The organism is Nonomuraea sp. NPDC000554 (genome assembly GCF_040300065.1).
In the GTDB taxonomy this organism is placed as follows: Bacteria; Actinomycetota; Actinomycetes; order Streptosporangiales; family Streptosporangiaceae; genus Nonomuraea.
Window position 1 is genome coordinate 236,772 of the sequence record NZ_JBEPDC010000003.1, and the last position, 21,383, is coordinate 258,154.

Annotated in this window: 18 protein-coding genes, 2 pseudogenes and 1 CRISPR repeat array; of the genes and pseudogenes, 13 read left to right on the forward strand and 7 right to left on the reverse strand. The window is 66.1% G+C overall.

Features of this window, described 5'->3' with window-relative positions; all coding sequences use genetic code 11:
- Positions 1-134 precede the first annotated feature (134 nt).
- The 5 genes and pseudogenes from ABT294_RS07540 (at position 135) to ABT294_RS07560 (ending at position 5,479) form a co-directional block, all read left to right on the forward strand.
- Positions 135-1,244 (forward strand): ROK family transcriptional regulator, encoded by a 1,110-nt coding sequence (locus ABT294_RS07540; RefSeq protein WP_350804254.1) that lies wholly within the window; start codon positions 135-137, stop codon positions 1,242-1,244.
- 21 nt (positions 1,245-1,265) lie between these two features.
- On the forward strand, positions 1,266-2,519 hold the full coding sequence (locus tag ABT294_RS07545) for an alpha-L-fucosidase (RefSeq protein ID WP_350804255.1): 1,254 nt from the start codon (positions 1,266-1,268) through the stop codon (positions 2,517-2,519).
- Positions 2,520-2,625: 106 nt separating this feature from the next.
- Positions 2,626-2,952, forward strand: a pseudogene (locus ABT294_RS07550) (helix-turn-helix domain-containing protein); the annotation flags it as partial.
- 512 nt (positions 2,953-3,464) lie between these two features.
- A complete protein-coding gene (locus ABT294_RS07555) occupies positions 3,465-3,728 on the forward strand; it encodes a hypothetical protein (protein WP_350804256.1) in 264 nt (87 codons plus the stop codon).
- 1,163 nt (positions 3,729-4,891) lie between these two features.
- Positions 4,892-5,479 (forward strand): tyrosine-type recombinase/integrase, encoded by a 588-nt coding sequence (locus ABT294_RS07560; protein ID WP_350804257.1) that lies wholly within the window; start codon positions 4,892-4,894, stop codon positions 5,477-5,479.
- 263 nt (positions 5,480-5,742) lie between these two features.
- Here the strand turns inward: ABT294_RS07560 and ABT294_RS07565 are convergent, their stop codons facing one another.
- The 4 genes and pseudogenes from ABT294_RS07565 to cas6e all read right to left on the reverse strand — a co-directional run.
- Entirely contained in the window at positions 5,743-6,306 is a 564-nt protein-coding gene (locus tag ABT294_RS07565) for a dihydrofolate reductase family protein (protein ID WP_350804258.1), read from the reverse strand.
- Positions 6,307-7,032: 726 nt separating this feature from the next.
- A CRISPR array of direct repeats spans positions 7,033-8,037; the repeat unit is 29 nt; unit sequence GGGACCATCCCCGCGTGCGCGGGGAGCAC.
- A gap of 132 nt (positions 8,038-8,169) precedes the next feature.
- Positions 8,170-8,520: a type I-E CRISPR-associated endoribonuclease Cas2e gene (gene cas2e / locus ABT294_RS07570; RefSeq protein ID WP_350804259.1), complete on the reverse strand. Its 351-nt coding sequence runs from the start codon at positions 8,518-8,520 to the stop codon at positions 8,170-8,172.
- The gene (cas1e, locus tag ABT294_RS07575; RefSeq protein WP_350804260.1) at positions 8,517-9,482 is read right to left on the reverse strand and encodes a type I-E CRISPR-associated endonuclease Cas1e; all 966 of its coding nucleotides are present in this window, start codon (positions 9,480-9,482) and stop codon (positions 8,517-8,519) included. Before cas1e ends, cas2e begins: the two co-directional genes overlap by 4 nt.
- A 3-nt stretch (positions 9,483-9,485) precedes the next feature.
- Positions 9,486-9,704: pseudogene (cas6e, locus tag ABT294_RS07580) on the reverse strand (type I-E CRISPR-associated protein Cas6/Cse3/CasE); the annotation flags it as partial.
- A gap of 486 nt (positions 9,705-10,190) precedes the next feature.
- Between cas6e and ABT294_RS07585 the strand changes: the two are divergent.
- From ABT294_RS07585 to ABT294_RS07595, 3 genes are all read left to right on the forward strand, one after another.
- Entirely contained in the window at positions 10,191-13,562 is a 3,372-nt protein-coding gene (locus ABT294_RS07585) for an RHS repeat-associated core domain-containing protein (protein ID WP_350804261.1), read from the forward strand.
- Positions 13,563-13,777: 215 nt separating this feature from the next.
- Positions 13,778-14,050, forward strand: a complete 273-nt coding sequence (locus ABT294_RS07590; protein WP_350804262.1) for a hypothetical protein — start codon at positions 13,778-13,780, stop codon at positions 14,048-14,050.
- 1,109 nt (positions 14,051-15,159) lie between these two features.
- Positions 15,160-15,633 (forward strand): hypothetical protein, encoded by a 474-nt coding sequence (locus tag ABT294_RS07595; RefSeq protein WP_350804263.1) that lies wholly within the window; start codon positions 15,160-15,162, stop codon positions 15,631-15,633.
- A gap of 629 nt (positions 15,634-16,262) precedes the next feature.
- Here ABT294_RS07595 and ABT294_RS07600 read toward each other — a convergent pair.
- Complete coding sequence (locus tag ABT294_RS07600) at positions 16,263-16,805, reverse strand: flavoprotein (RefSeq protein WP_350804264.1); 543 nt, start codon at positions 16,803-16,805, stop codon at positions 16,263-16,265.
- Positions 16,802-18,184 (reverse strand): helix-turn-helix transcriptional regulator, encoded by a 1,383-nt coding sequence (locus tag ABT294_RS07605; RefSeq protein ID WP_350804265.1) that lies wholly within the window; start codon positions 18,182-18,184, stop codon positions 16,802-16,804. Before ABT294_RS07605 ends, ABT294_RS07600 begins: the two co-directional genes overlap by 4 nt.
- A gap of 349 nt (positions 18,185-18,533) precedes the next feature.
- On the opposite strand from ABT294_RS07605, the gene ABT294_RS07610 reads away from it, so the two are divergent.
- Positions 18,534-18,818 (forward strand): hypothetical protein, encoded by a 285-nt coding sequence (locus ABT294_RS07610; protein WP_350804266.1) that lies wholly within the window; start codon positions 18,534-18,536, stop codon positions 18,816-18,818.
- 295 nt (positions 18,819-19,113) lie between these two features.
- Complete coding sequence (locus ABT294_RS07615; protein ID WP_350804267.1) at positions 19,114-19,806, forward strand: GntR family transcriptional regulator; 693 nt, start codon at positions 19,114-19,116, stop codon at positions 19,804-19,806.
- A 13-nt stretch (positions 19,807-19,819) separates the two neighbouring features.
- On the opposite strand, the gene ABT294_RS07620 is transcribed toward ABT294_RS07615, so the two are convergent.
- Positions 19,820-20,125, reverse strand: coding sequence for a hypothetical protein (locus tag ABT294_RS07620; RefSeq protein WP_350804268.1), 306 nt, complete (start codon positions 20,123-20,125; stop codon positions 19,820-19,822).
- A gap of 200 nt (positions 20,126-20,325) precedes the next feature.
- Here ABT294_RS07620 and ABT294_RS07625 point away from each other — a divergent pair, with 200 nt between their 5' ends.
- From ABT294_RS07625 to ABT294_RS07635, 3 genes are read left to right on the forward strand one after another with little or no spacing between them, the layout of a single operon-like run.
- A complete protein-coding gene (locus tag ABT294_RS07625; protein ID WP_350804269.1) occupies positions 20,326-20,736 on the forward strand; it encodes a plasmid replication, integration and excision activator in 411 nt (136 codons plus the stop codon).
- Complete coding sequence (locus ABT294_RS07630) at positions 20,736-21,020, forward strand: hypothetical protein (RefSeq protein WP_350804270.1); 285 nt, start codon at positions 20,736-20,738, stop codon at positions 21,018-21,020. Before ABT294_RS07625 ends, ABT294_RS07630 begins: the two co-directional genes overlap by 1 nt.
- Positions 21,017-21,337, forward strand: a complete 321-nt coding sequence (locus ABT294_RS07635) for a hypothetical protein (RefSeq protein ID WP_350804271.1) — start codon at positions 21,017-21,019, stop codon at positions 21,335-21,337. Before ABT294_RS07630 ends, ABT294_RS07635 begins: the two co-directional genes overlap by 4 nt.
- Positions 21,338-21,383: the final 46 nt, after the last annotated feature.

Here is a 21,383-nt window from a genome sequence, read left to right on the forward strand (position 1 = left end):
TAAATACACTTTGTGTTTTAATGGAAGACGTCTCAGGAAACGAAAGGGCCACGTGAGTGCTGATCGGACGTGAAGCGAGCCTCCTGCGCCAGCCCGTAGGCCAGTCGCGCCTGCGCCGTATCAATTCGCTAGCAGTGATCGAGGCGATCCGCCGAGAGCCTCTCACCATACCGGCAATCGCCCAGGTCACCGGGCTGTCGAAGACCGCGGCCGACACGGTGGTGGGCAACCTCGTCGCCCTCGGCTGGGTGGAGAGCATCGAGCCCCTCTCCCCCACCGGAGCCGGGCGGCCGGCCAACCGCTACCAGTTCAACGCGGGCGCGGCCGTCGTCGCCGGCATCGACATCGGCCAGCACACCACCCGGGCCGAGCTCGCCGACCTGAACGGCGAGGTCCAGGCCACCCGCTCGATCACCGTTTCCGTCGCGGACCCGCCCGAGGCCGTCGTGGCCGACGCCGTCGAGGTTGTCGACCAGCTCCTCAGCGCGCAGGGACGCGAGCGCGCCGACGTGTGGGCGATCGGGGTGTCCGTCCCCGCCGTGGTCTACCAGGACGTCGTCACGCGCGGCCTCGACGACTGGGAGGGTCTCAACGTCCGCACCGCCTTCGAGTCGTCCTTCGAGTGCCCCATCGCCGTCGAGAACGACTCGAACCTCGCCGCGTTCGCCGAGGCCTGGAAGGGCAGCGCCGCCGAGGCCAGCTCGATGATCTACGTGCACTCCGGCAACCGCACCGGGGCGGGGGTCGTACTGAACAACACCGTCGTGCGGGGCGCGAACGGCGCCGCCGGCGAGATCGGCGCACTGCCGCAGATGGGCTGGGAGCAGGCCCAGCAGTACCTGCACGACGTCGAGCTCACCGACGGCCGACGGGTCAGCAGGGAGGGCGTGTTCGACGCCGCCACCGCGGGCGACCCGCTCGCCGTGGCCGCCGTCGACCGCTTCAGCGACGTCATCGCGATCGGCATCGCCGCGCTGGTGCTCGCCATCGACCCCGAGATCGTGGTCGTCGGCGGCGGCAACGTCCAGGCGGGCGACACCTTCCTCGACCCGCTGCGCCGCCACGTCGAGAGGCTGTGCACCGTACGGCCCGCGCCCCCAATCGTCCCCTCCGCGCTGAAGGATCGCGCGTCGATCACCGGCGCAGGCGGCCTGGCCGCCACCTCGGTCATGGAACAGCTCTACGCCTCGGCCCTGGGCGGCAGGACTCTCTCCAGCACCTCGACACCGCCCTGGAAATGGTAAGAACCGAAGAAGGATCCCCCCATGCCCATGCAGCCCTGGTTTCCCGACGCCAAGCTCGGCATCTTCATCCACTACGGCCTCTACGCCGTCGAGGGAGTGGCCGAGTCCTGGTCGTTCTACAACGGCGACATCTCCCGTGAGGCCTACCTGGCCCAGCTCAACGGATTCACCGCGGACGGTTACGACCCTGCGGCCTGGGCGGAGCTGTTCGTCCAGGCCGGAGCCCGGTACGCCGTGCTCACCACCCGACACCACGACGGCTTCGCCCTCTGGGACAGCGCGTACGGCGAGCTGAACGTCACGGCCTCCCCAGCGGGACGCGACCTGGTCGGCTCCTTCGCAGACGCGCTGCGCGAGCGCGGGCTGAAGGTCGGGCTGTACTACTCGCACTCGGACTGGAACCACCCCGACTACCCCAGCGTCCGCGGCCCGCAAGCCCACCCGAGCCCCTACGTGACTCCCCCGGAGGGGCAGGAGGACCCGGCCGCGTGGGCCCGCTACCTGGCCTACCGCGACGGCCAGATCGACGAGCTCGTCGAGCGGTACCGGCCCGACCTGCTGTGGTTCGACGGCGAGTGGGAGCGCTCGGAGGAGCAGTGGGGCATCGACGGCCTCGCCGACCGCATCCTCGCTGTACGGCCGCAGACCGTGCTCAACGGGCGCATGCTCTCGCGCGGCGACTACGCGACACCGGAACAGGGCGTCCCCATCATGCCGCCTGACGGCCCGTGGGAGCTGTGCCTCACCATCAACGACAGCTGGGGTTTCCGCCCGGACGACACCAACCACAAGCCTGCGGGCCACCTCGTCCGCTACTTCGCCGAAACCATCGGCGCGGGCGGCAACCTCCTGCTCGACGTCGGGCCCACCGCAGACGGCCGCATCCTCCCCGAACAGGCCGACCGGCTGAAGGGCCTCGGCGCGTGGATCGAACGGCACGCGGAGGCGGTGTACGGCACAACCGCCGGGCTGCCGGCGGGCCACCACTACGGCCCGAGCACGCTGTCCGCCGACCGCAGGACCCTGTACCTGACCTGCTTCGACCCGCCCCGCGACACGGTCGCGGTGCGCGGGCTGCGCAACGCCGTCCTGCGTGCCAGGGTCGTCGGCGCCGACGGCGAGCTCGGGCACGCGATCACCGGAGAGCTCGACGGGGTGCCCGGCATCCTGTGGATCGACGCGCCGCCCGCTGGCGCGATCGACCCGCACGCCACGGTGATCGCGCTGGAGCTCGACGGCGAGCTCGACCTCTACCGTGGCATGGGCCGCGACTAGCTGTACTCGGCCAGCGGATTGGTGACACACCGCGGTTGATGCTTGATCAATAAGAAGACCTCCGGATGTGGTGGAGATGCCGTCTTCACCGCTCACGGAGGTCTTCGTGTCACGCGTTAACGCCCGGCTGACCGTTCACGGGCGCATCCTGCTCGTCCGACGTGTCCGCATCGACGGACGGCCCGTCGCTCACGTCGCCAAAGAACTGGGCCTCTCCCGGCAATGCGCCCACCGCTGGATACGCCGCTACGACGAGCACGGCTGGGCCGGCCTGCACGATCGCCCCTGCCGGCCACACCGGATAGCCAACCGCACCCCCGCCACCGTCGAAGCACAGGTACTGCCCTGCCGCCGAGCAGAGCGACGAGGACCGGCCTTCATCGCCCAACTCACCGGCGTACCCGAACGCACCGTCTCCCCCATCCTGCGCCGCCCGCACCAGCTCCACGCGCTACGAGCACTCCCTCATTCCGTCTACGACGTCGCCGACCTATACAAGGCCCGGATTACCATTCCGATGACCTTTCCGCTGCACAGTTCGCAAGATCCCAAGCGAGAGGCACGCAGACGATTGCGGGAGGAATTCCGGGCACTCAAGCTCATGCCACAGATCGTCACGGACATCCAGGCGCTGCTGAATCCCGACGACGCCGGCGACAACGCGGGCGACCGGACAGCCGATCTGGTTCACCTGTGGGACCCGGACACCGGTCCGCTGCCTGCGGGGGTGAACCGCAGCTGGCCATCGGCGTCGTCGTACCGGAGCTGTCGTCCCCACGCACGCGGGGATGGTTCCTGATTGTTGGTCGGGTTGGCAGGCAGGCTGTAGTGCTCCCCGCGCACGCGGCCGCCCGAGGGTGCTCCGGCGACGATCGAGGAGTGGGAGGCTCTTCCGGAGGACTCTCCCTACAAGGACGGGCGGGGATCGAAGAGCTCTCAGTAGACGTGCGCGACACGCTCGCCGGCATCTCGGACAGCAGGTTGGGACAGTTCGCTGAGGGCTGGGAACAGATCGAAGAGTTCGCCGACTTCCCGCCCGCTAATGGGTTCCTCCTGGAGGTCCTTACAGAGCTGCTCGATCTTGCTCAGCGGGCACAGAAGGAAGATCAGATGATCTACTGCTGGATCGGTGGCTACGGTCTCTCTCAAGGTCCAGTTCGAGCCCTCGGCGTCTGCCTCAAAGGCCGCCGTGCAATATACGTCCAATGATCATGAGACTTGAGACAACGAGACATGGCTGCGGTGCAGGTGAAAGGCCCTTTGCCGTTCGTAACGGTCACGCGCTGTAAAACCGTCGCCAGTGGGCGCGTGTGCCCGTTGCGTGCCCGATGGGACGGTGATCAAGGGGAGTAGCGGGGACTCGCGGGCAGGGCTGCACGGCATCTGACCAGGGCCGGAGCACGTCAGGGGACCATGAGCCGGAATCTTCCAAACTAGGGTTCTTGTAGCCTGTGAGACCGTCGGGCCGATAGCCGAGCTGCTTTGCGCAGGGCCGGCTCATCAGGGGCCAGTTCTCTGGCCATGCTGGGACGCTCTGGCCGGTCACGGCAATACGAACACTCATCGTCCCAGCAAGCGCCCTCACGCCATTCGTCACACCACGGGCACAAGGCAGCATCGTAGCGATCCGAGTAGGCTTGCCGACGACCACAGCGAGTGCACGATCCAGGCCAGTGCTCTCGTTTGGTACGTCGGGCCCGTGAGCGACTCACGCGTCCATTATCGCAAACCACGGGATATGCGCGGGTGATCCCGGTAGGCGTGCTCAAGAGAAGACCTGTGCCATTAGCGTGCCATTAAGGGCGGTCAGCAGCGGTCAATCACGGTCACTCGCGGACCGTCCTCAGCGCAGGTCGAGGCCGTTGTCCTTGAAGATCAGACCGTTTTGCAAGCAGAATCTCAACAGCCGGAGGTTTCTGTCCTTGCCTACGGTATTTTCGCCAATCCACTGGTGACGAAGATCTGATCCACAAGCATGGTCCTGTCACAAGGGCCTCCGGCGGGGGCCTCCGGCTCCGAGATGGTTCTGAAAGACAGCACGTAGTAAGTGGCTGGGTAGGGCCGGCTCTTCCCGTCGCCGTCGCCCAGGACAAGCCGAGCAGACCAAGAGCCGGAGGCGAAGGTCGTTCTTCCAGCGGGGAGCTCCACCTTCACCTCCGGCTCTTGGCCCGCTCCCCTGGCGGGTGGGACGACGGCGACGGGAAGATCCGGCGGGAGGAGTGCGTGCGTCCGCACCGGGCACAACCCGTGATCGCTGTGCCAGATCCGTGCCAGATGCCACGGGGAAACAGGGGGAATCGCGGACACTCACGGGCGATCAACGAGAGAGGCCCCTCACCGCGATTCTTCTGGCGAAGGGCCTCTTTCTGCTGGTGTGGCAGGTGCAAGGCTTCGCCTGCATGTACTACGCCGCCCTACGCCCGGCCGAAGCGGTCGGCCTCCGCATCCAGGACTGCCACCCACCCGCCTCAGGCTGGGGACTGTTCACCATCGACGTATCCCGCCCGGAGGTCAACACCCAGTGGACCGACAGCGGAGACGCCCACGAGGAACGCGGCCTCAAGCACCGGGGCAGACAGGACGTCCGGCCGGTGCCCATCCCGCCCGAACTCGTCAAGATCCTCCGCGAGCACATCGCCGAGTACGGAACCGCCAAGGACGGCCGCATCTTCTCCAGCGAACGAGGCGGCGTCGTGGCATCCACCGCTTACACCGAGGTCTGGCAGGACGCTCGCCTCCTGGCCTTCACACCCGCCCAGATCGCCTCTCCACTCGCCAAACGCCCATATGATCTTCGGCACGCGACCGTATCGCTCTGGCTCAACGCAGGCGTCTCAGCTCCGGATGTGGCCGAACGAGCGGGCCACAGCGTCGATGTCCTCCTGAGGGTCTACGCCAAGTGCATCGACGGCCACCAAGAGATCGCCAACAAGCGGATCGGCGACGCACTGGCGGCGTGATACGCAGCCAACCCACAGGGCTCCGGACACCAGCCGGGGCCCTTCGCCGTTCCATGACTCGCTCGCACTGGCCGGGTTGGACCTGCGGCCCCGTGACCCCCAGACCTCGGCAATCGAGCGATCATTCGAACGGCTCACGGTTGCGGGATCGTCACCGTTCGCCGGAGTTCGCTGACGATCCCGCCGGTTGCTGTACTTCTCGGCTGTACCGTGCGCCCCTTCCTTGGGTGGCCCGAAGCACGGGCCGATCCGAGGTTGGGTACTCAGCGCCTGGTCTCGTACCTGGTCAGGAGTACGCCGCCGGGGAACGTCCGGGTCTCCATCAGGGTCAGGTTCACCCAGTTGTCCAGGGCCGTAAAGAACGGCGTGCCGCTGCCCAGCAAGACCGGTGCGGTGACCAGCACGTACTCGTCGATCAGCCCGGCCCGCATGGCCGCTGCGGCGAGTGTGGCGCCGCCGATGTCCATGGGGCCACCGTCCTCGGCCTTGAGCCGGGTGATCTCGGTGACCGCGTCGCCGGTGACCAGGCGGGTATTCCAGTCGACCGTGCTGGTCGTCGAGGAGAACACCACCTTCGGCATGTCTCGCCAGCGGCGTGCGTACTCGATCTCCGCCGGTGTGGCGCCAGGCTGCTGGTCGGCGGTCGGCCAGTGGGAGCTCATCGTCTCCCACAGTTTGCGCCCGTACAGCGCCAGGCCCGTCGCGCCCAACCGGTCGGACCACCACTGGAACAGCTCGTCGCTCGGCACGCTCCAGCCGAGGTCGTCGCCGGGTGCGGCGATGTAGCCGTCCAGGCTCAGGTTCATGCTGAAGGTCAGTTTCCGCATGGCGTCAGCCTCCTGTGAGTCGGTACTCGGCGTACAGACCAGCACGGCGCGGAAAAATCATCGGTCAGGCCACACCGATCTATGCCGAAGTACCGGAGCAGGTGGGACAGGGCGCGCGGACGAGCGTACGCGCGGGCCTGGAGTCCCCGAGGTGGATAACCGACCCTCGGCCCAGACAGGTGGGACAGCCGGGCAGGTCGCGCGCACCGATCTGATCCCAGTCAAGTGCGCTACCCAAGTCCCCAAATCGACACCCCGACCAGCGGAAACGCCGTCAAAACCATTGCACGTATATTGGTGGGCCACCGACAAACGGTCGCTCTCGATGGCATCTGGCTGCGTACCCCAGAAACGCAGAAGAGGCCCCGAAGGGCCTCTGAGCTGCACTTACTGCTGGTGGCAGGTGCAAGGTTCGAACTTGCGTAGGCTGAGCCGACGGTTTTACAGACCCGTCGCAATAACGCTCTGACCTGGCAAAACGCGGATCGGAGTCTAGAATTGGCCGCGTATTGGCCGTGCTCCTGTCTGAACACCTTCCAGAAGAGGCACATCAGCACCCGCCTTGCCCGCATGATCACGCGTGCGGTGAGCACGGCCGACCAAGCTGGCCGTTGCAATGGCGAGCAAGATCGTCTCCGGAGAGAACGCCGTAACTGGCGATCGTGGAGGGCCATCCCCCGCGCGCGGGGAGCACTACTCGCCCCACGTGGGAGCCCACTCCCGGACGGGACCATCCCCGCGTGCGCGGGGAGCACTCATGGACTCGCGCGGCGGTATCGGCCTGCGCGGGACCATCCCCGCATGCGCGGGGAGCACTCTCCCTCGGGCGGGCGCCACGTTTACGTGCTGGGACCATCCCCGCGTGCGCAGGGAGCACGTCGCGCCCGAGGTCTGGGCGGCGAAATCGGGGGGACCATCCCCGCGTGCGCGGGGAGCACTTCCGCCGCGTCCTTGCCCAGAGTCGTGAGGTGGGACCATCCCCGCGTGCGCGGGGAGCACGTCGGCCTGCTCTCCGAGCCGAGCACCCGCCTGGGACCATCCCCGCGTGCGCGGGGAGCACGGTTCGGCGCCGGGATCTTTCTCGGGGCGATCGGGACCATCCCCGCGTGCACGGGGAGCACCGGCTTGGAGCATCTCGACTTTGGTGCCCGGCGGGACCAGCCCCGCGTGCGCGGGGAGCACTCCCTGAGCCCCTCGGAGGTCATGTGGCTGGTGGGACCATCCCCGCGTGCGCGGGGAGCACATTGCTCTAGCTCCTTGATCTTTGCTCTGAGTGGGACCATCCCCGCGTGCGCGGGGAGCACCGCGCCGATGGCCAGGGCGATGTTCCGGATCCGGGACCATCCCCGCGTGCGCGGGGAGCACCCCGTGCTCGCGGTCGGTGCCGGCGCCCTGGCGGGACCATCCCCGCGTGCGCGGGGAGCACCTGAGGGAGGGCGCAGTGTTCGGCGCGGACTACGGACCATCCCCGCGTGCGCCGGGAGCACCGGCCACCCTTGGGTTCCTTCCAGTCGTAGACGGGACCATCCCCGCGTGCGCGGGGAGCACCTCTTCGATGGTGCAACCGAACAGCTTCGCGAGGGACCATCCCCGCGTGCGCGGGGAGCACCTCTTCGATGGTGCAACCGAACAGCTTCGCGAGGGACCATCCCCGCGTGCGCGGGGAGCACCACACCAGGCCCGAGCAGTCACCGCCACCACCGGGACCATCCCCGCGTGCGCGGGGAGCACACTCGCTGACCTGCATGATTAGCCAGCGAGGGAGCGGAAATCGAGCACTTTCAGAGATTCGGACATTTGCGACATCGTCAAAGTTCTGTCATCTCGCGACTGTGGGTGTGTGAATGGCTGGGCAACGACTCGTTAGCGCTGTCCGTACTTGCGGCGCTTTGCCGCCTTGCTCCAATTGCGGGGTGCGGCGGCTGCGGACGGTACGGGCGGATCTTTAGGACGACGTAGCAGTATGAGGCCCTCATGATCAATGGGGTGCCATTTGTGGTCATGAGTTTCGAAGGTGAAGCCTTGCTCGTTGTCAGTGGTGTAGGCGAGCAGCGCCCGTCCTGTGTCGGCGTACTTCTGGACTTCTAGCCAGAGGGCCTCTCGGATGCGGGCCGACGGACCGCCGATGAAGACGCCAGGAGAGATCTCCAGCAACCAGCGAGTCAGGAACCCGCGTAGCCCTACAGGGCAGCGGGTGAGGACGATGACGGTCACCAGGAAACCTCGTCGAAGTCGTCGTCGGCGTGGTTGCGGCCGGACTCCACTTCGATGCCATGGTCGCTCTGCAGCGTGACGCGGTCGGTGTCGTCTTCCATGACATCACTCTTGGCCTCATCCAGCAGGATCAGGTGCTTGATATCGTCCACGCATCGTCTGAGCAAGCGGGTCTTGTTGACGTGGTCGCGGATCGCTCTGCGTGTACGCGACCCAACGTCTTCGGGGTCTTGCGCCGCCACGTCGAAGGCGATCGGGATGGCGACCCCCGTCTTGTAGAGGTCGGCAATGTCGAGGACGAATGCCAGTTCGTGCCCGGAGTGGATGAAACCGAGACCAGGCGCACAGCCCAGCGCGGTGACGGTGGTCTGGGCGATGCCGTACATGCATTGCGCGGCTGCGGTGACCGCTTGGTTGACGGGGTCACCTGCGTTGAAGTCGCCGGGAACGTAGATTCTGCCGTTCCAGGGAAGCCCGACTCGTTCTGCTTCCCGGCGGTAGCACTCCTTGACCCTGCGTCCTTCCCTGCCGAGAAGTTCGTGCCGGGTGAGGCCGTCGGGGTTCTCGTTCGGGAAGCGCATGCGATACATCTCGCGTGCAACGTCAAGCCGGGTGCGGCGGTTGGCCCACCTGGTCGCCTGCGCTTCGACGAGCGAAGAGGAGCGGTTGAGTGACCTCCCGCCAGAGTAGAAGCGCACCCCCTGCTCACCGACCCACACCACGCCTGCTCCGCTGTCCCCCAGCAGGCTCATCGCCTGGTGGGTGACGCGGGTGCCGGGGCCGAGCAGCAGGGTTCCGATCGTGGCGGCGGCAATGTGGGTGACTCCCTCAGCATCCTCGGCCGTGATGGCGTTGTCTTCGCGGTGCAGGATGCATCGTTCCAGGTAGATGAACGAGATACGGTCTCCCATGCGGGTGAGCTCGCGCGGCGAGGACATGCCGCGCTGGCCGACGGTGGCCACAGCTCACGCCTCGGCCAGGGTCATCAAGCCGCATCCGTAGGACTTCGCCCGGCCGAGCCCGCGGGTGAGGGTGCGCCTGAGCGCATCGGGATCGGTGACTTCCAGCCGGCCGTCGAAGGTGACGGTGAGCAGGGTGACTGGATCCTTCATGCCGCGCTTGGCGAAGGCCAACTGGCGCCGGTCGTGGACGATCAACTCATGCTGGTCATGGTCGGGGATGAGCGGAAGCCGCCGTGCACCGGGCACGCAGGGAGACATCAGCGAGATGCTTCGCCCTCCACAGGCGAGCGCAGTGCTCCCCTGCGTGGCCATGCCCGCCGGGGCGTTCTTGGAGGAGTTGAAACCGCTCGTAGGTGCGGTCCTTGACGATCTGCGCCGATCGGCTGCCCGCGCTCAGCACCAGCTCCGACTGCGACTTGTCGTTTGTGGTGGTGTCGCCGTCGGTTTCGTCTGGTGACTCCCAGCACAGTGCCTTGCCGCTGATCCCGTTCTCTTTGGCGGTCCAGATCAGTTCCGCGGTGTTGTCGTCGTAGAAGTTGTCGACGTTGCTGGCGCTACACCGACGAGAAGACCACCTACAACGCCGACGGCCTGCCGATCAAGGTCAACGACTACGGCCAGGACGGCGTCACCACCGACAACAAGTGCACCACCACCAGCTACGCCCGCAACACCGACCCAGGCCAGTGGTTACTCGACTTCCCCTCCGTGATCGAGGAGCGGTCCGGGGACGACTGCGCGGCCGGCACGCTGATCGGCAAGACGATCAACCTGTACGACCTGGGCACCGACCCGGCGACGAACAAGCCGAGCGACGGCAACCCCACCGAGGTCCGCTCCTACGCCGACGCCAGCACCATCTCCACCGTCAAGGCGACCTTCGACGAGTACGGCAGGCAGCTCACGAGCGTAGACCCGCTCGGCAAGACCGCCTCCACCACCTACACCCCGGCCGTCGGCTGGCCCACCACCGGCGTGACCACGACCAACCCGCTCGGCCACACCGTCACCGCCCGCCTGTCCCACGTCCTGGGCGAAGCGATCGCGGTAACCGACCCGAACGGCAAGACCACCGAGATCGACTACGACGCGCTCGGCCGCACCACCGCCCTGTGGAAGCCAGGCCAGCCCCGCAGCGGCGGCACCCCCAGCGCCACCGCCGCCTACACCATTCCCTTCGACGGATGGCTCGGCCAGCCCACCGCACCCGTCAAGACCACCGTCAAGCAGCTCCTGACCGGCACCGGCACAGGCGCCAAGTGGACGACCGCGCACAGCTACGACGACGGCCTCGGACGGACCCGCGAAGCTCAGACCGACTCGCCATTGAGCGGGCGGATCGTCACAGCCACCACCTACGACGCCCGCGGCCTCACCGCCGCAGTGTCGGAGCCGGTGCACAACAGCGATCAGCCCGGAAGTGGCCTGCTCAACCCGGCGCTGACCAGCCTGCCGCAGTGGACCAAGACCGTCTACGACGACCAGGAACGCCCGGTCGCGTCGATCGCCTACCATCTCGACACCGAGCTGCGCCGCACCAGCACCGCCTACCCCGGAGCCGACCGCACCGAGGTCACCCCGCCGGTCGGTGGCAAGACCGCCACCGTCACCGACGTCTTCGACCGCACCGTCAAGGTCGAAGAGTGGTCCGACGCCAGCACGCACCAAGACTCCAGCTACGGCTACGACCTGAGCGGCAACCTCACGAAGATGACGGACGCCAACGGCAACGTCCGCACCTACACCTTCGACTGGCAGGACCGCCGCACTGCCGCAACCGACCCCGACGCGGGGAACTCCTCCTACGGTTACGACCTGGCTGGCAGGCTCGCCTGGAGTATCGACGGCAAGAACCAGAAGATCTCCAACACCTACGACGACCTCGGTCGCCGCACCATCCAATGGGCCGGAGAGCCGAACACCGGCACCAAGCTGGCCGAGTGGGGCTATGACACCGTCGCCAAGGGTGAGCTCAGCGCCGCCACCCGCTACGCAGGCGGACAGGCTTACACGCAGTCGGTGACCGCCTACGACAGCGACTACCGGCCGACCTCCACCAAGGTCACCATCCCCGCCAGTGAAGGCGCCCTCGGCCGCGACTACGCCTTCACCTCCACCTTCGACGCGGCCGGCAACCTGCGCGAGCAGGCCCTCCCCGACGCCGGCGGACTGGCCACGGAGAAGCTCACCTACTCCTACACCGACCTCGGCTTCGCCAAGGCGCTGAGCTCCGACCTGGGCGGCGGGTTCACCTACGTCAAGGACACCACCTTCACCCCCACCGGCAAGCTCGCCACCCGCTCGCTCGGCGAAAACGGCCAGATCAAGCGCGTCCTCGAACGTGACGCCACCACCGACTGGCTGTCGAGGGTCTTCACCCAGAACAAGGCCGACACCTCGACCCCGGACACCGTCCAGGACGACCGCTACAGCTACAACATCTCCGGCAACATCACCCGCGTCCTGGACGCCGCCTCGGCCATCCCCGGCACCACCGACGGCCAGTCCGAATGCTTCACCTACGACGGCCTGCTCCGGTTGAAGACCGCCTACACCACCACGGCGAGCTCCTGCACCGGCTCCGGCGACAGCAAGGGCATCGACCCCTACAACCAGGCCTACGGCTACGACAAGGTCGGCAACATCACCAGCCTGACCGACAACGGTCAGACCGCCACCTACACCTACCCCGCCGCCGGCCCCACCGCTGTCCGGCCCAACGCCGTCACCTCAATCACCCGCCCCAGCGGCACCGACACCTACGCCTACGACAACGCCGGACAGCTCTCCGCCCGCACCGTCGCCGGCAAGCAGGCCACCTTCGACTGGGACCAGCTCGGCCAACTCACCCAGGCCACCGTAGACGGCAAGCAAACCTCCATGGTCTACGACGCCGACGGCCAGCGCCTGATCCGCCGCGACCCCGACGGCAGCACCACCCTCTACCTCGGCTCGATCGAACTGCGTCTGGCAAGCGGCCAGGTCGCAGGCAAGCGCTACTACAGCGCATCGGACGGGTCCCTGGTCGCCATGCGCGACGCCACCGGCGTCACCTGGATGCTCGCCGGCCAACACGGCAGCACCCAACTCGCCATCAACGACACCACCGGCACCGTCAACCGCGAACGCCATCTGCCCTTCGGCCAACGCCGCGGCGGAGACGACCTGCCCTTCACCGACCGAGGCTTCCTCGGCAAGATCGAAGACGCCTCCACCAGCCTCACCTACCTCGACGCCCGCTACTACGACCCCACCATCGCCAAGTTCATCTCCACCGACCCCGAACTCGACCTACGCACCCCTGAATGGGCCAACGCCTACTCCTACGCCGCCAACAACCCCATCGACCTATCCGACCCCGACGGCCGCCGCGTCGACACCGGCAACGCCCAATCCGACAGAACGTTCTCCAGGACACACAAAGCCAGCGGAGCGAAAAAGAAGAAATGGGAGGTCAAGCTAGAGCACAAGCACAAGAAGGCTGTCGCTGCTCAAGATCGGAAGATGAAGAGGCAGAGGGCTCGCGACCAAGCCCGAGACGCACAAATACGCGACAAAAGAGACGCCGAGAAGCGTTTCGGGATGCGAGAACAACGCGCCCGCAATGAAGAGCTTTGCAGGCGATATCGCGACTGCGGTAGAGGAACTGTCGAAGAGAACGACGATGTATCGACCATCGTGAGTTCAGTAACCGGTATCGGAGGCATCGCAAGGGCCGCACTACGTGCGGTGATAAGCAGCGGGCTTAAGGCTGGGACGAAGAAGGCGGCTGCCGATTTAGCACGCGACACGCTCGGGCGTGAGCGAAGAAGGAAGCATGCAACTTATATCGGCGGAAGGGACAGGAATGGCAACGTTTACGCTGGCTGCTCCAAGAACCCTACCGGCTGCGCAGAGGATGATGTAGCTCGGCAAGGTGCCGAGAACTTCACAAACGCCTACGGATGGCGCAGAAACAAGGAAACCGGAGAACTCGAGTGGAAACGGATCCCTACGTGTGTAAAATGTCAGGAGAAGTACTCCAGAAAGCAGTTTCCCAAGGATAACACCTTCGATCCAGATGGTAGATGGTCGAAATGACAGACAGATCCCTTCATAGCATAGAAGTCGAGAGGCATGACTGGCGTTCCCTTACCGTTTGCGGAGGATTTGCGGAGGGGATTCCGCAAGCAGTCAAAGGGATGCTTTCATCATCAGACGCCCACAAGGTAGAACACTATTACTGGCAGCTCGAGAATCGCGCAGTAGTACAGGGGCAGCTTTATAGTGCGGCCCCGCCCCTAGTGTCGGTTCTCATGGCTGGCCTGTTGGACGAAATTGCTAGACCGGCACGAATTGGCGCTCTCGATCTTCTTTACCAACTCGTCACGGGCACGCCTCATCCGGACGAGGCTGAGAGCCATCCAGCTCTCGGCGAGGAGTGCCAGAAGAGAGCTCGCGAAGGAATATGGGTAATATATAGAGAACTATTGCATGGCGAATCTGATGCGGCGAAAGATATTCTCGAGGTCATCGAAGACGACACGGCCCGTTTGCATTCCTTCCTGACTCAACTCTCTTTGGGATAGGCCATGTTCGCTGAGGCCCTCGACAGCCCCGGGCCGCCACGCAGCGCTACCAGCGCCTGGGCGGCCCGCGCTGCCCCCGCGGACACGGCCCGGTGGGACGGCCGCACGACCACGCCATCTGCAGAGCCTCGGACGCCGACTCGATGAAAGTGCTCGATTTCGCCGCCGACCGTCGATGGCGTCGCAGCTCAGCAAGCGTGCTCCCCGCGCACGCGGGGATGGTCCCGGCGCGAGGTCCCCGAAATCGGTGACGAAGCCGTGCTCCCCGCGCACGCGGGGATGGTCCCGCCCTGGAGGCGTCGGACGGCGCGGTGGTGCCGTGCTCCCCGCGTACGCAGGGATGGTCCCCAGATGACCGCGCTGACGTACCCGCGCGGCAGGTGCTCCCCGCGCACGCGTGGGATGGTCTCGAAACGTCCGCACGTGGAGGTGACGGACGTGCGCTCCCTGCGCCTGCGGGCGGCCCCGCGTCCATGTGACGCGCGTTCAGAAGGCACACGCGCTCCCCTGCAGGAACGCGGGGCCAGGCGGCACATCTGGCACGTGTCTGAGCCTTGTAAAACTTGGCCGCGTATTTGCCGTGGATGGCCGTAGGAAGCCGTTGCTGACCATGGACGGCCGGACACAACGAGAGAGGCCCGTCACCGCGTTTCCGCTGGTGACGGGCCTCTTTCTGCTGGTGTGGCAGGTGCAAGGTTCGAACTTGCGTAGGCTGAGCCGACGGTTTTACAGCGGGCCGACGTTCGCGGCTAGATCAGGCCCCTGACCTCCGAGTATGGCTCTCGCTTGCCCGCTACCAGGGAAGATCATCCCGCGTACATCCCGCGAGGCAGAGCCTGGCACGATAATCCCCGGAACCTGCGGATTCAAAGAAGACGATTCGATGAAGGCCTGAGGCTCTGACCTGCACGTATGGTGTCCGTGGACGTTCGCCGAATTCCGCCGGTGTTCGCCCCCTAGGCTGTACTCGCGGCTGTACAGCCAGGGGACTGTCACCTCGGGAAGTCTTCCAAAACACTTCCTTAGATATCATCGACACGATGTGCCGCGGAGCGGGACTCGCGTGGCCTTCGAAATCCGGGTTCGAAGACACCCACTACGATCAGACCATGGGTATCCAGCTCACGCAGTTTCGGTTATATCGGTACACGTGCGCCGAAGAATGTCAGCACAAATTGCTGGTCCGAGTGAATCGGCCAAGCTACCCGAACTACGATCAGTCGGCCGAAGACGCGGCTGAGGATTTCGCCGATTCCGCGGCCAATCACCTTCGGACCTGGTGGCAGCGCTGGCTGTTGCCCCGTGACTGCCGCCGTGAACACGAGTCCCGGTTGATGAACGTCTCACAAGAAGCCATTTCAGAAGAACTCGACGGCCCGGGCTTGAGAGAAATGTTGGTGTGGGAGACGGCGATCGATGGCGATCCGATCATCGGCGCGGCCTCTACGGAAGGAGAGTTCTTGCGCCAGCTGAACGACTACTACGGGCCGGACGACCTACCCACATCCGCGCGGCAGGTTGTCTCCCACTCCGTTTATTTCCTAACCGAGCAAGACGGAGCAGGCGATCTCCGCGACACCTGACACCCAAGCCCGACATCAGACTCCTGAGCGGGATCACGCGGTCGACCAAGGAGCGCACGCCATCGGTTCTACCCCGTCACCCCCACACCGCGGCACGCGGGAGCAGCCGCAAAGCATGCAACCGCGCCACTCCTCATCAGCAAGATCATGACTGCTCAGCCCCTAACCCACTCAACATGTCGACAACAAGATCTCAGAGGCAGTCCCTAATGCCCGCTCATGGCACAGCGCTCAAGCGGCTGTTCTCTCGCACGACGCGCACGCCCCCCGTGCACCTTCGCCCGCTGCCGACGCCCCGGCCGAAGACTCCTTGCGACCTATGGTCGTACTCCCACCAGCACGGCGATCGGCCACGTTTTCCGGTGAGCCAGGGTGAGGAACGAACCCTGGATCTTCGATCGCCCTCAGCGATCTACGATGGCCAGCCATGCTGGGGCGATCGTAAGGGCTGCATCTGTGCGGCGGCGTGGCAACTCTGAGCGGTGCGTTCGGTCGGCACGGCGCGGCAGGTGTGCGGCGGCCGGCCCGGTGTCCCGCCGCCGTCCGGGACCGGCCCCCAGGCCGCACGCCCGGACGGCGGGCGGGCGGAGGGCCGGGGTATGGCGGCGCGCCGCGCCGCCGCTTGATACCTATGAGATCAATTCGGCAAGTTCTGTGAGTGCGCGCTTCCAGGGGTAGACGTCGATGCGGTCGCCTCCCGAACTCGGAGGGTGCGGCTCAAATTGGCCTGGGCCGAACAGGACGCGCACGCCATCGGCGCGTAGGTCCTCGACGCTGCGGCGGAATGGTGTGCGTGAGGCGAGGGCGCTGTTGACGAACGGCAAGATGACAACCGGGATACCCAGGCCTGGGGCTTCGGAGAGAACTCCTAGGGCGTAGGTGTCGGCGATGCCTTGGGCGAACTTGTTGATCGTGTTGTAGGTAGCTGGGGCGACAATGATGGCGTCGGCGCGGGGCGATTTGGGCTCGTCGGGTTTGCGGTACTGACTGCGGACGGGTCGACCTGCCTGCTTCTCCAGCTCGGGGATGTCGATGAAGTCGAGAGCTGGCGGGGTGGCGATGATCTGGACGGTCCAGCCTTGGTCTTGGGCCAGTTTGACGAGGCGGCCGACGTCGTGGGCGGGTCCTGCGGCGCAGACGATGATGTAGAGGACCTTGCCGGGTTGGGTCACGCGATGACTCCCAGGGATGCCGCGTACTCGCGGGCTTCGCGGCGGACGCTGATCGGGGCGGTTGCCAGGATGTCACGTACCAGCCGGAGAGCTGCGGGGCGGCCGGTGATTTCCTCGGGGGCGAGTTCACCTGCGGCGCGCAGGATGTGCAGCGCCTTGTCGTGCTGGTTCCACATGAGGAACGCGCGGGAGGTGTCGAGCAGGAGCGTGGCCTTGCGTTCGTTGATCGCTAGCTTGTCCAGTTCGACCTGGCGGGCGTAGTCGATGGCGGTGCCGGCGTCTCCGAAGCGGAGGGCGACGTTGGCCCGGTGGCACAGGACGTTGTTGGGGCCGAACGCGGTCCACATGTGGTTGCCGTCGTGGCCGAGTCGTGTGCCTGCTTCGGCGGCTTCGTCGAGTAGTTCGATGGTGTTGTGCCGGTGGCCGGTGTTGGCGGCGGCGACGGCTCCGCGTAGTAGCAGGGACCCGTAGATCGACAGGTCGTCGGGGGAAGGGTTGGTGAGGTCGGCGTCCATGCGTTGGGCTGCGCTGCGTGCGGCGTCGGTGGCGGCGCGGTGGTGCCCGCCGTCCATCAGGGCGTGGGTGATGATGCGGGAGCTTGAGCCGATCATGAGGGGGCTCTGGCTGGCGTGCGCGGCTTGGACGCTGCGGTCTGCTGCGAGCCATGCGAGTCCCTTGTCCTCCTGTTTGAGCAGGATGGAGGCGGTCACGTGGTATGCCTCGGCGCACAGCATGTGGGCTCGTAGCTGATCGTCGCCGTGCAGCGTGGTGCTGGCGGCGCGGAGCTTGCCGAGCAGAGCCGGCAGTTTGGCGGTCACCTGGGCGTACCGACACGCCTGGTAGTTGCGCTTGGCGGTGGCTACTGCGGCGGCAAGTGCGTCGAGGTCGATCGGTCCGCCCGTGGGAGTGGAGTAATCGACGAGTGCGGCGGCGAGATTCTCGATATCGAGGCCGATGTCCTGGGCGGGGGCTGGTTGTCCGATCACTGCGCTGAACAGGGCGGCCCCCGTGAGGCCGACGAATTCGCGGCGTCGCACGTTCTCGTCCTCTCCTCTTTCGAGGAGATTCACAGCGCGTGGTGCATTTGCAAGGATATCAACCGCTTTGAGGGAATCCGCGTGCGGGCGGGCACGCTTGGTGGGGACGAAGCCCAGGTCTTCCGGGTCCAGGTGGGTGAGCTCGCTCAACGCCAGTCGGTACGGCTCGCGCGGCCATGTGACCTCGCCCGCCTCCCAGCGGCGTATGCGTTCCTCATCGCAGGCGAGGGTGTACTTAACCCCGCTTTTGGTGAGGTTGACCATTTTCGCCATTTCGGCGCGGGTCAAATCGGCCTGCTGTCGCCAGTTCCGAAGTCGCATGTTGGGCGTTGCCTCGGGCATACCTGGCCTGCTTTCCGATGAGGGATCGAAAAGGGGGTTAAGAGGGGGGCCTCTTAGCGGGTCCCCTCATTCTGCTTTGCCGGTGGACTTGCCATCAATCAACCACGGTACGTCAAGCGGACTTCCGCCACAGGAAGTACCGAACGACTCGCAAGGAGATGGCGACGGTGACCCGGCCAGACGAGAACAGCGAGGCAAGGCTCTGCCCTGCGTGTCGAGGGCGCGGTTGCAAGCTGAAGGGCTCACGCCGCGCCCTCCTGATCGGCAACGACGGGGAGGAGGCTGAACGGATTGGGGAGCAGGAGTGTCTCGACTGCCTCGGAAGCGGCCGGGCCGAAGGGAGCGGAAGATGAATCCGATCGCGGCCGAGCTGGCGGCAGATGTCATGCGGTGGGCTGTGGAGCGTATGCTCGTGCGGCTGCGTGATGAGCTCGCCACTCTCGGTGTGAATGCTGAACTGCGCGACAACAACAGCGCACTCATGGTGGCTCGGCCCCATCCGGGGCTGCCGGTGTCGGTGCTCGTCGGGCGTGGCGGCGCGTACTACTCCTGGCAGGACGCGAACAAGCGACACCCGACCAGCGATCCGCAGGGTGCGGCCTCGATCCTGGCCGAGTACGTCAAGGGTCGCTGAGACGGGCGCGGCGAGGCACTGACAGCGCCTCGGCCGGAGGGGGTCGGGTATGCATTCCTCTGCCTCGTCGCGTCTCCTCGTCCCGGCAGGCTGTGGCAGCTTCATCCCGAAGGGGCTACCCCCCGCCTGCTGGCTGATCCGGCCTGCCCGGGCGTCTCGTGGACGGCTCTCGTACCTGAACCAACGTGGACAGACGGCCCGAGCCACGTTACGCTCAAACTTGGTAAAACAACCTGTCGGGTGTTGGACGGTCAGAATGTCGCTAGAGTCCGTGCCGCCGAAGTATGCGCAGCTTGTGCAGCAGCTTCAACGGCGTATCGAGGCGGGAACCTACCCGCCCGGCTCCCTTCTCCCCAGCGAGCACCAGCTCATCCAGGAGTTCGGCGTCTCCCGGCCCACCGTCGTGGCGGCGCTTCGGGTGCTGCGTGAACAGGGGTGGATCGAGTCTCAGCAGGGCAAGGGCCGTTTCGTGCGCGGTCGTCCCGCGATGGCAGCGGTGGAGCCCAACCGTCCCGGGCAGGCGTACCTGACCAACCCGGAAACCAACGCCCCCGGCGAGCTGGTCGAGGCCGGCGCCGTTGCGATGCCCAACCGGGTGGCGGCGTTGCTGGATGCACAGCCCAAGAGCAAGGCGTTCCTGCGCCGACGCCTGATCGTCCGCGATGGCGAGCCGAGCGAACTGGTCTCACTATGGCTGCCCCTGGAACTGTCAGAGGGCACCGACCTGACGAGCGGAGAGCCGTTGCCTCAGGGCATCCGGCAGCATCTCCAGTCTCGCAAGGGGGTCCGCTTCGATCACATCGTGGAGCAGATCACCGCCCGCATGCCCACCGCTCAAGAGGCCAAGCAACTCGGCGTGCCCAAGAACGTCCCGCTCCTAGCGGTCTTCGGCGCCGTTCGCGATGCCTCCGGCCGGCCCTTGGTCGTGGTCGAGGTACTACTTCCGGCAGACCGTCACGAACTGGAAGACGCCTACCCCATCAGCTGACCGGCCCTTCCAGCTACTTGCGCAGCACCAACCACACCCAGAGAGCGGCCACCGCGAGCAGGGCCACGCCGAACACAATGGCGGCACTGCGCCGCCTGGAGACGAGGGCGAGCAGGAGCCCCAGCATGGGCGCGCCGAAACCGACGATCAGCATGGCGTTTCCGCAGATCTGCGAGAGCTGCCTGTTTCTCGACTCCCCTCCGATCAGGGCAAAGCCGTAGCTGAACCACAGCACTCCCAAGAGGGGTGTGCCCAGGATCCATAAGAGGAACAGCAGCCATGGCCAGGCAGCATCCTTGCCCGGCGGACCCGATTTCATGATCCGGATTGTTCCCCTGCCGCCTCGGATAGCCCAGCAGCGTTCGGCACCAACCGCGACACAACATGACATCGCGACCTATCCGGCTGGTTAGATCGCCGTCACTCGCCCCTAGGCACTTGACCTACCAAGTTTTCCAGCCGTACTCTCAGAGCATCACTTGATAGGTCAAGTGTCTGACATCCAAGAGAGGAGCCGTTATGGCTCTGCAAGGTCCCATCCCTGTCACCTTCGCCATGGTGTTCCCACACGGCTGTTACGTCGTCGGCGAGGTCGAGCCCGTCAAGGACTTCGACGCCTCGTCCAACGGCCGGTTCGTGCAGGCCCGCGACAAGCAGACCGGAGAGCTGATCTGGCAGGTCGCGGTCATGGACGGTGACCCGACCCTCAAGCCCGCCCAGAAGACGGTGGCGGTCAAGATCCTCGCGCCGGTCCAGCCGGTACCGCCGCAGCCGATGCCGGGACTGCCGTTCACACCGGTCGAGTTCGACGGCATGTCGGTCACGCCGTACGTCAACGCCGCCGGCCGTCTCGCCTACTCGATCAAGGTTCACGAGATGCACGCTCCCCGCCAGAGCGCCCCGAACAAGGCTGGAAAGGACGCCGCCTGATGACCCGTCGCCGTACCCCTCGAACCAGCGTGATCCGGCTGACCACTGGCCGGACCGCCCGGACCCTGCTCCGCCCCTACGGCCACCGTGAGCCCGTGCTGGCGCTCGACTTCGGAGCCGTCTGCGTCCTGGTCACCACGCAGGGACCGATCACCGCTGACGATCTGACGTTCGCGCACCAGCTCGCCCACGAGGCCGCCCGCTACGCCCGCTCGGTCGAGCGTTCCTTGCTCACCCTGAATGGTGGCCGTGAACCGGCTCCTCAGGGGAGGGCGGCAGCGTGAGCAATCTCGGCCCGTACACCTACGTCACGCTGTCGATGGGGCCGGACGAGGCCCCGCATCTGGGCGTTTCGTTCTACACGCCCAGGCTGCGAGTCAGCTCCGGGCTGCTGTTCAGTAACCCGCGCCCGTTCCTGGAATTCACCTCGCAAGAGGCCCACGTGCGCATCTCCACCACCGGCGCCGGAGCGGTCACCGATGCCGATCTGGCCACCGCCCGCGAGATCTTCAACGCCGCCGCTCGCTACCTGGCTGACTGCGAGCGCCTGCACATCGACCAGTCAGCCGCCGACAAGCCCGCCACCGACACGGCGGCCTGACCAGGCAAGGCGGGGCCGCCAGAAGCGGTAACTTCCGGCGGCCCCT

Excerpts from the sequence above, each read along its gene's own strand:
- ABT294_RS07545 (WP_350804255.1), top strand. The coding sequence starts at position 1,266 with ATGCCCATGCAGCCCTGGTTTCCCGACGCCAAGCTCGGCATCTTCATC.
- ABT294_RS07630 (WP_350804270.1), top strand. The coding sequence starts at position 20,736 with ATGACCCGTCGCCGTACCCCTCGAACCAGCGTGATCCGGCTGACCACT.
- ABT294_RS07595 (WP_350804263.1), top strand. The coding sequence starts at position 15,160 with ATGGGTATCCAGCTCACGCAGTTTCGGTTATATCGGTACACGTGCGCC.
- ABT294_RS07605 (WP_350804265.1), bottom strand. The coding sequence starts at position 18,184 with ATGCCCGAGGCAACGCCCAACATGCGACTTCGGAACTGGCGACAGCAG.
- ABT294_RS07620 (WP_350804268.1), bottom strand. The coding sequence starts at position 20,125 with ATGAAATCGGGTCCGCCGGGCAAGGATGCTGCCTGGCCATGGCTGCTG.
- ABT294_RS07565 (WP_350804258.1), bottom strand. The coding sequence starts at position 6,306 with ATGCGGAAACTGACCTTCAGCATGAACCTGAGCCTGGACGGCTACATC.
- ABT294_RS07590 (WP_350804262.1), top strand. The coding sequence starts at position 13,778 with ATGGCTGGCCTGTTGGACGAAATTGCTAGACCGGCACGAATTGGCGCT.
- ABT294_RS07625 (WP_350804269.1), top strand. The coding sequence starts at position 20,326 with ATGGCTCTGCAAGGTCCCATCCCTGTCACCTTCGCCATGGTGTTCCCA.
- ABT294_RS07610 (WP_350804266.1), top strand. The coding sequence starts at position 18,534 with ATGAATCCGATCGCGGCCGAGCTGGCGGCAGATGTCATGCGGTGGGCT.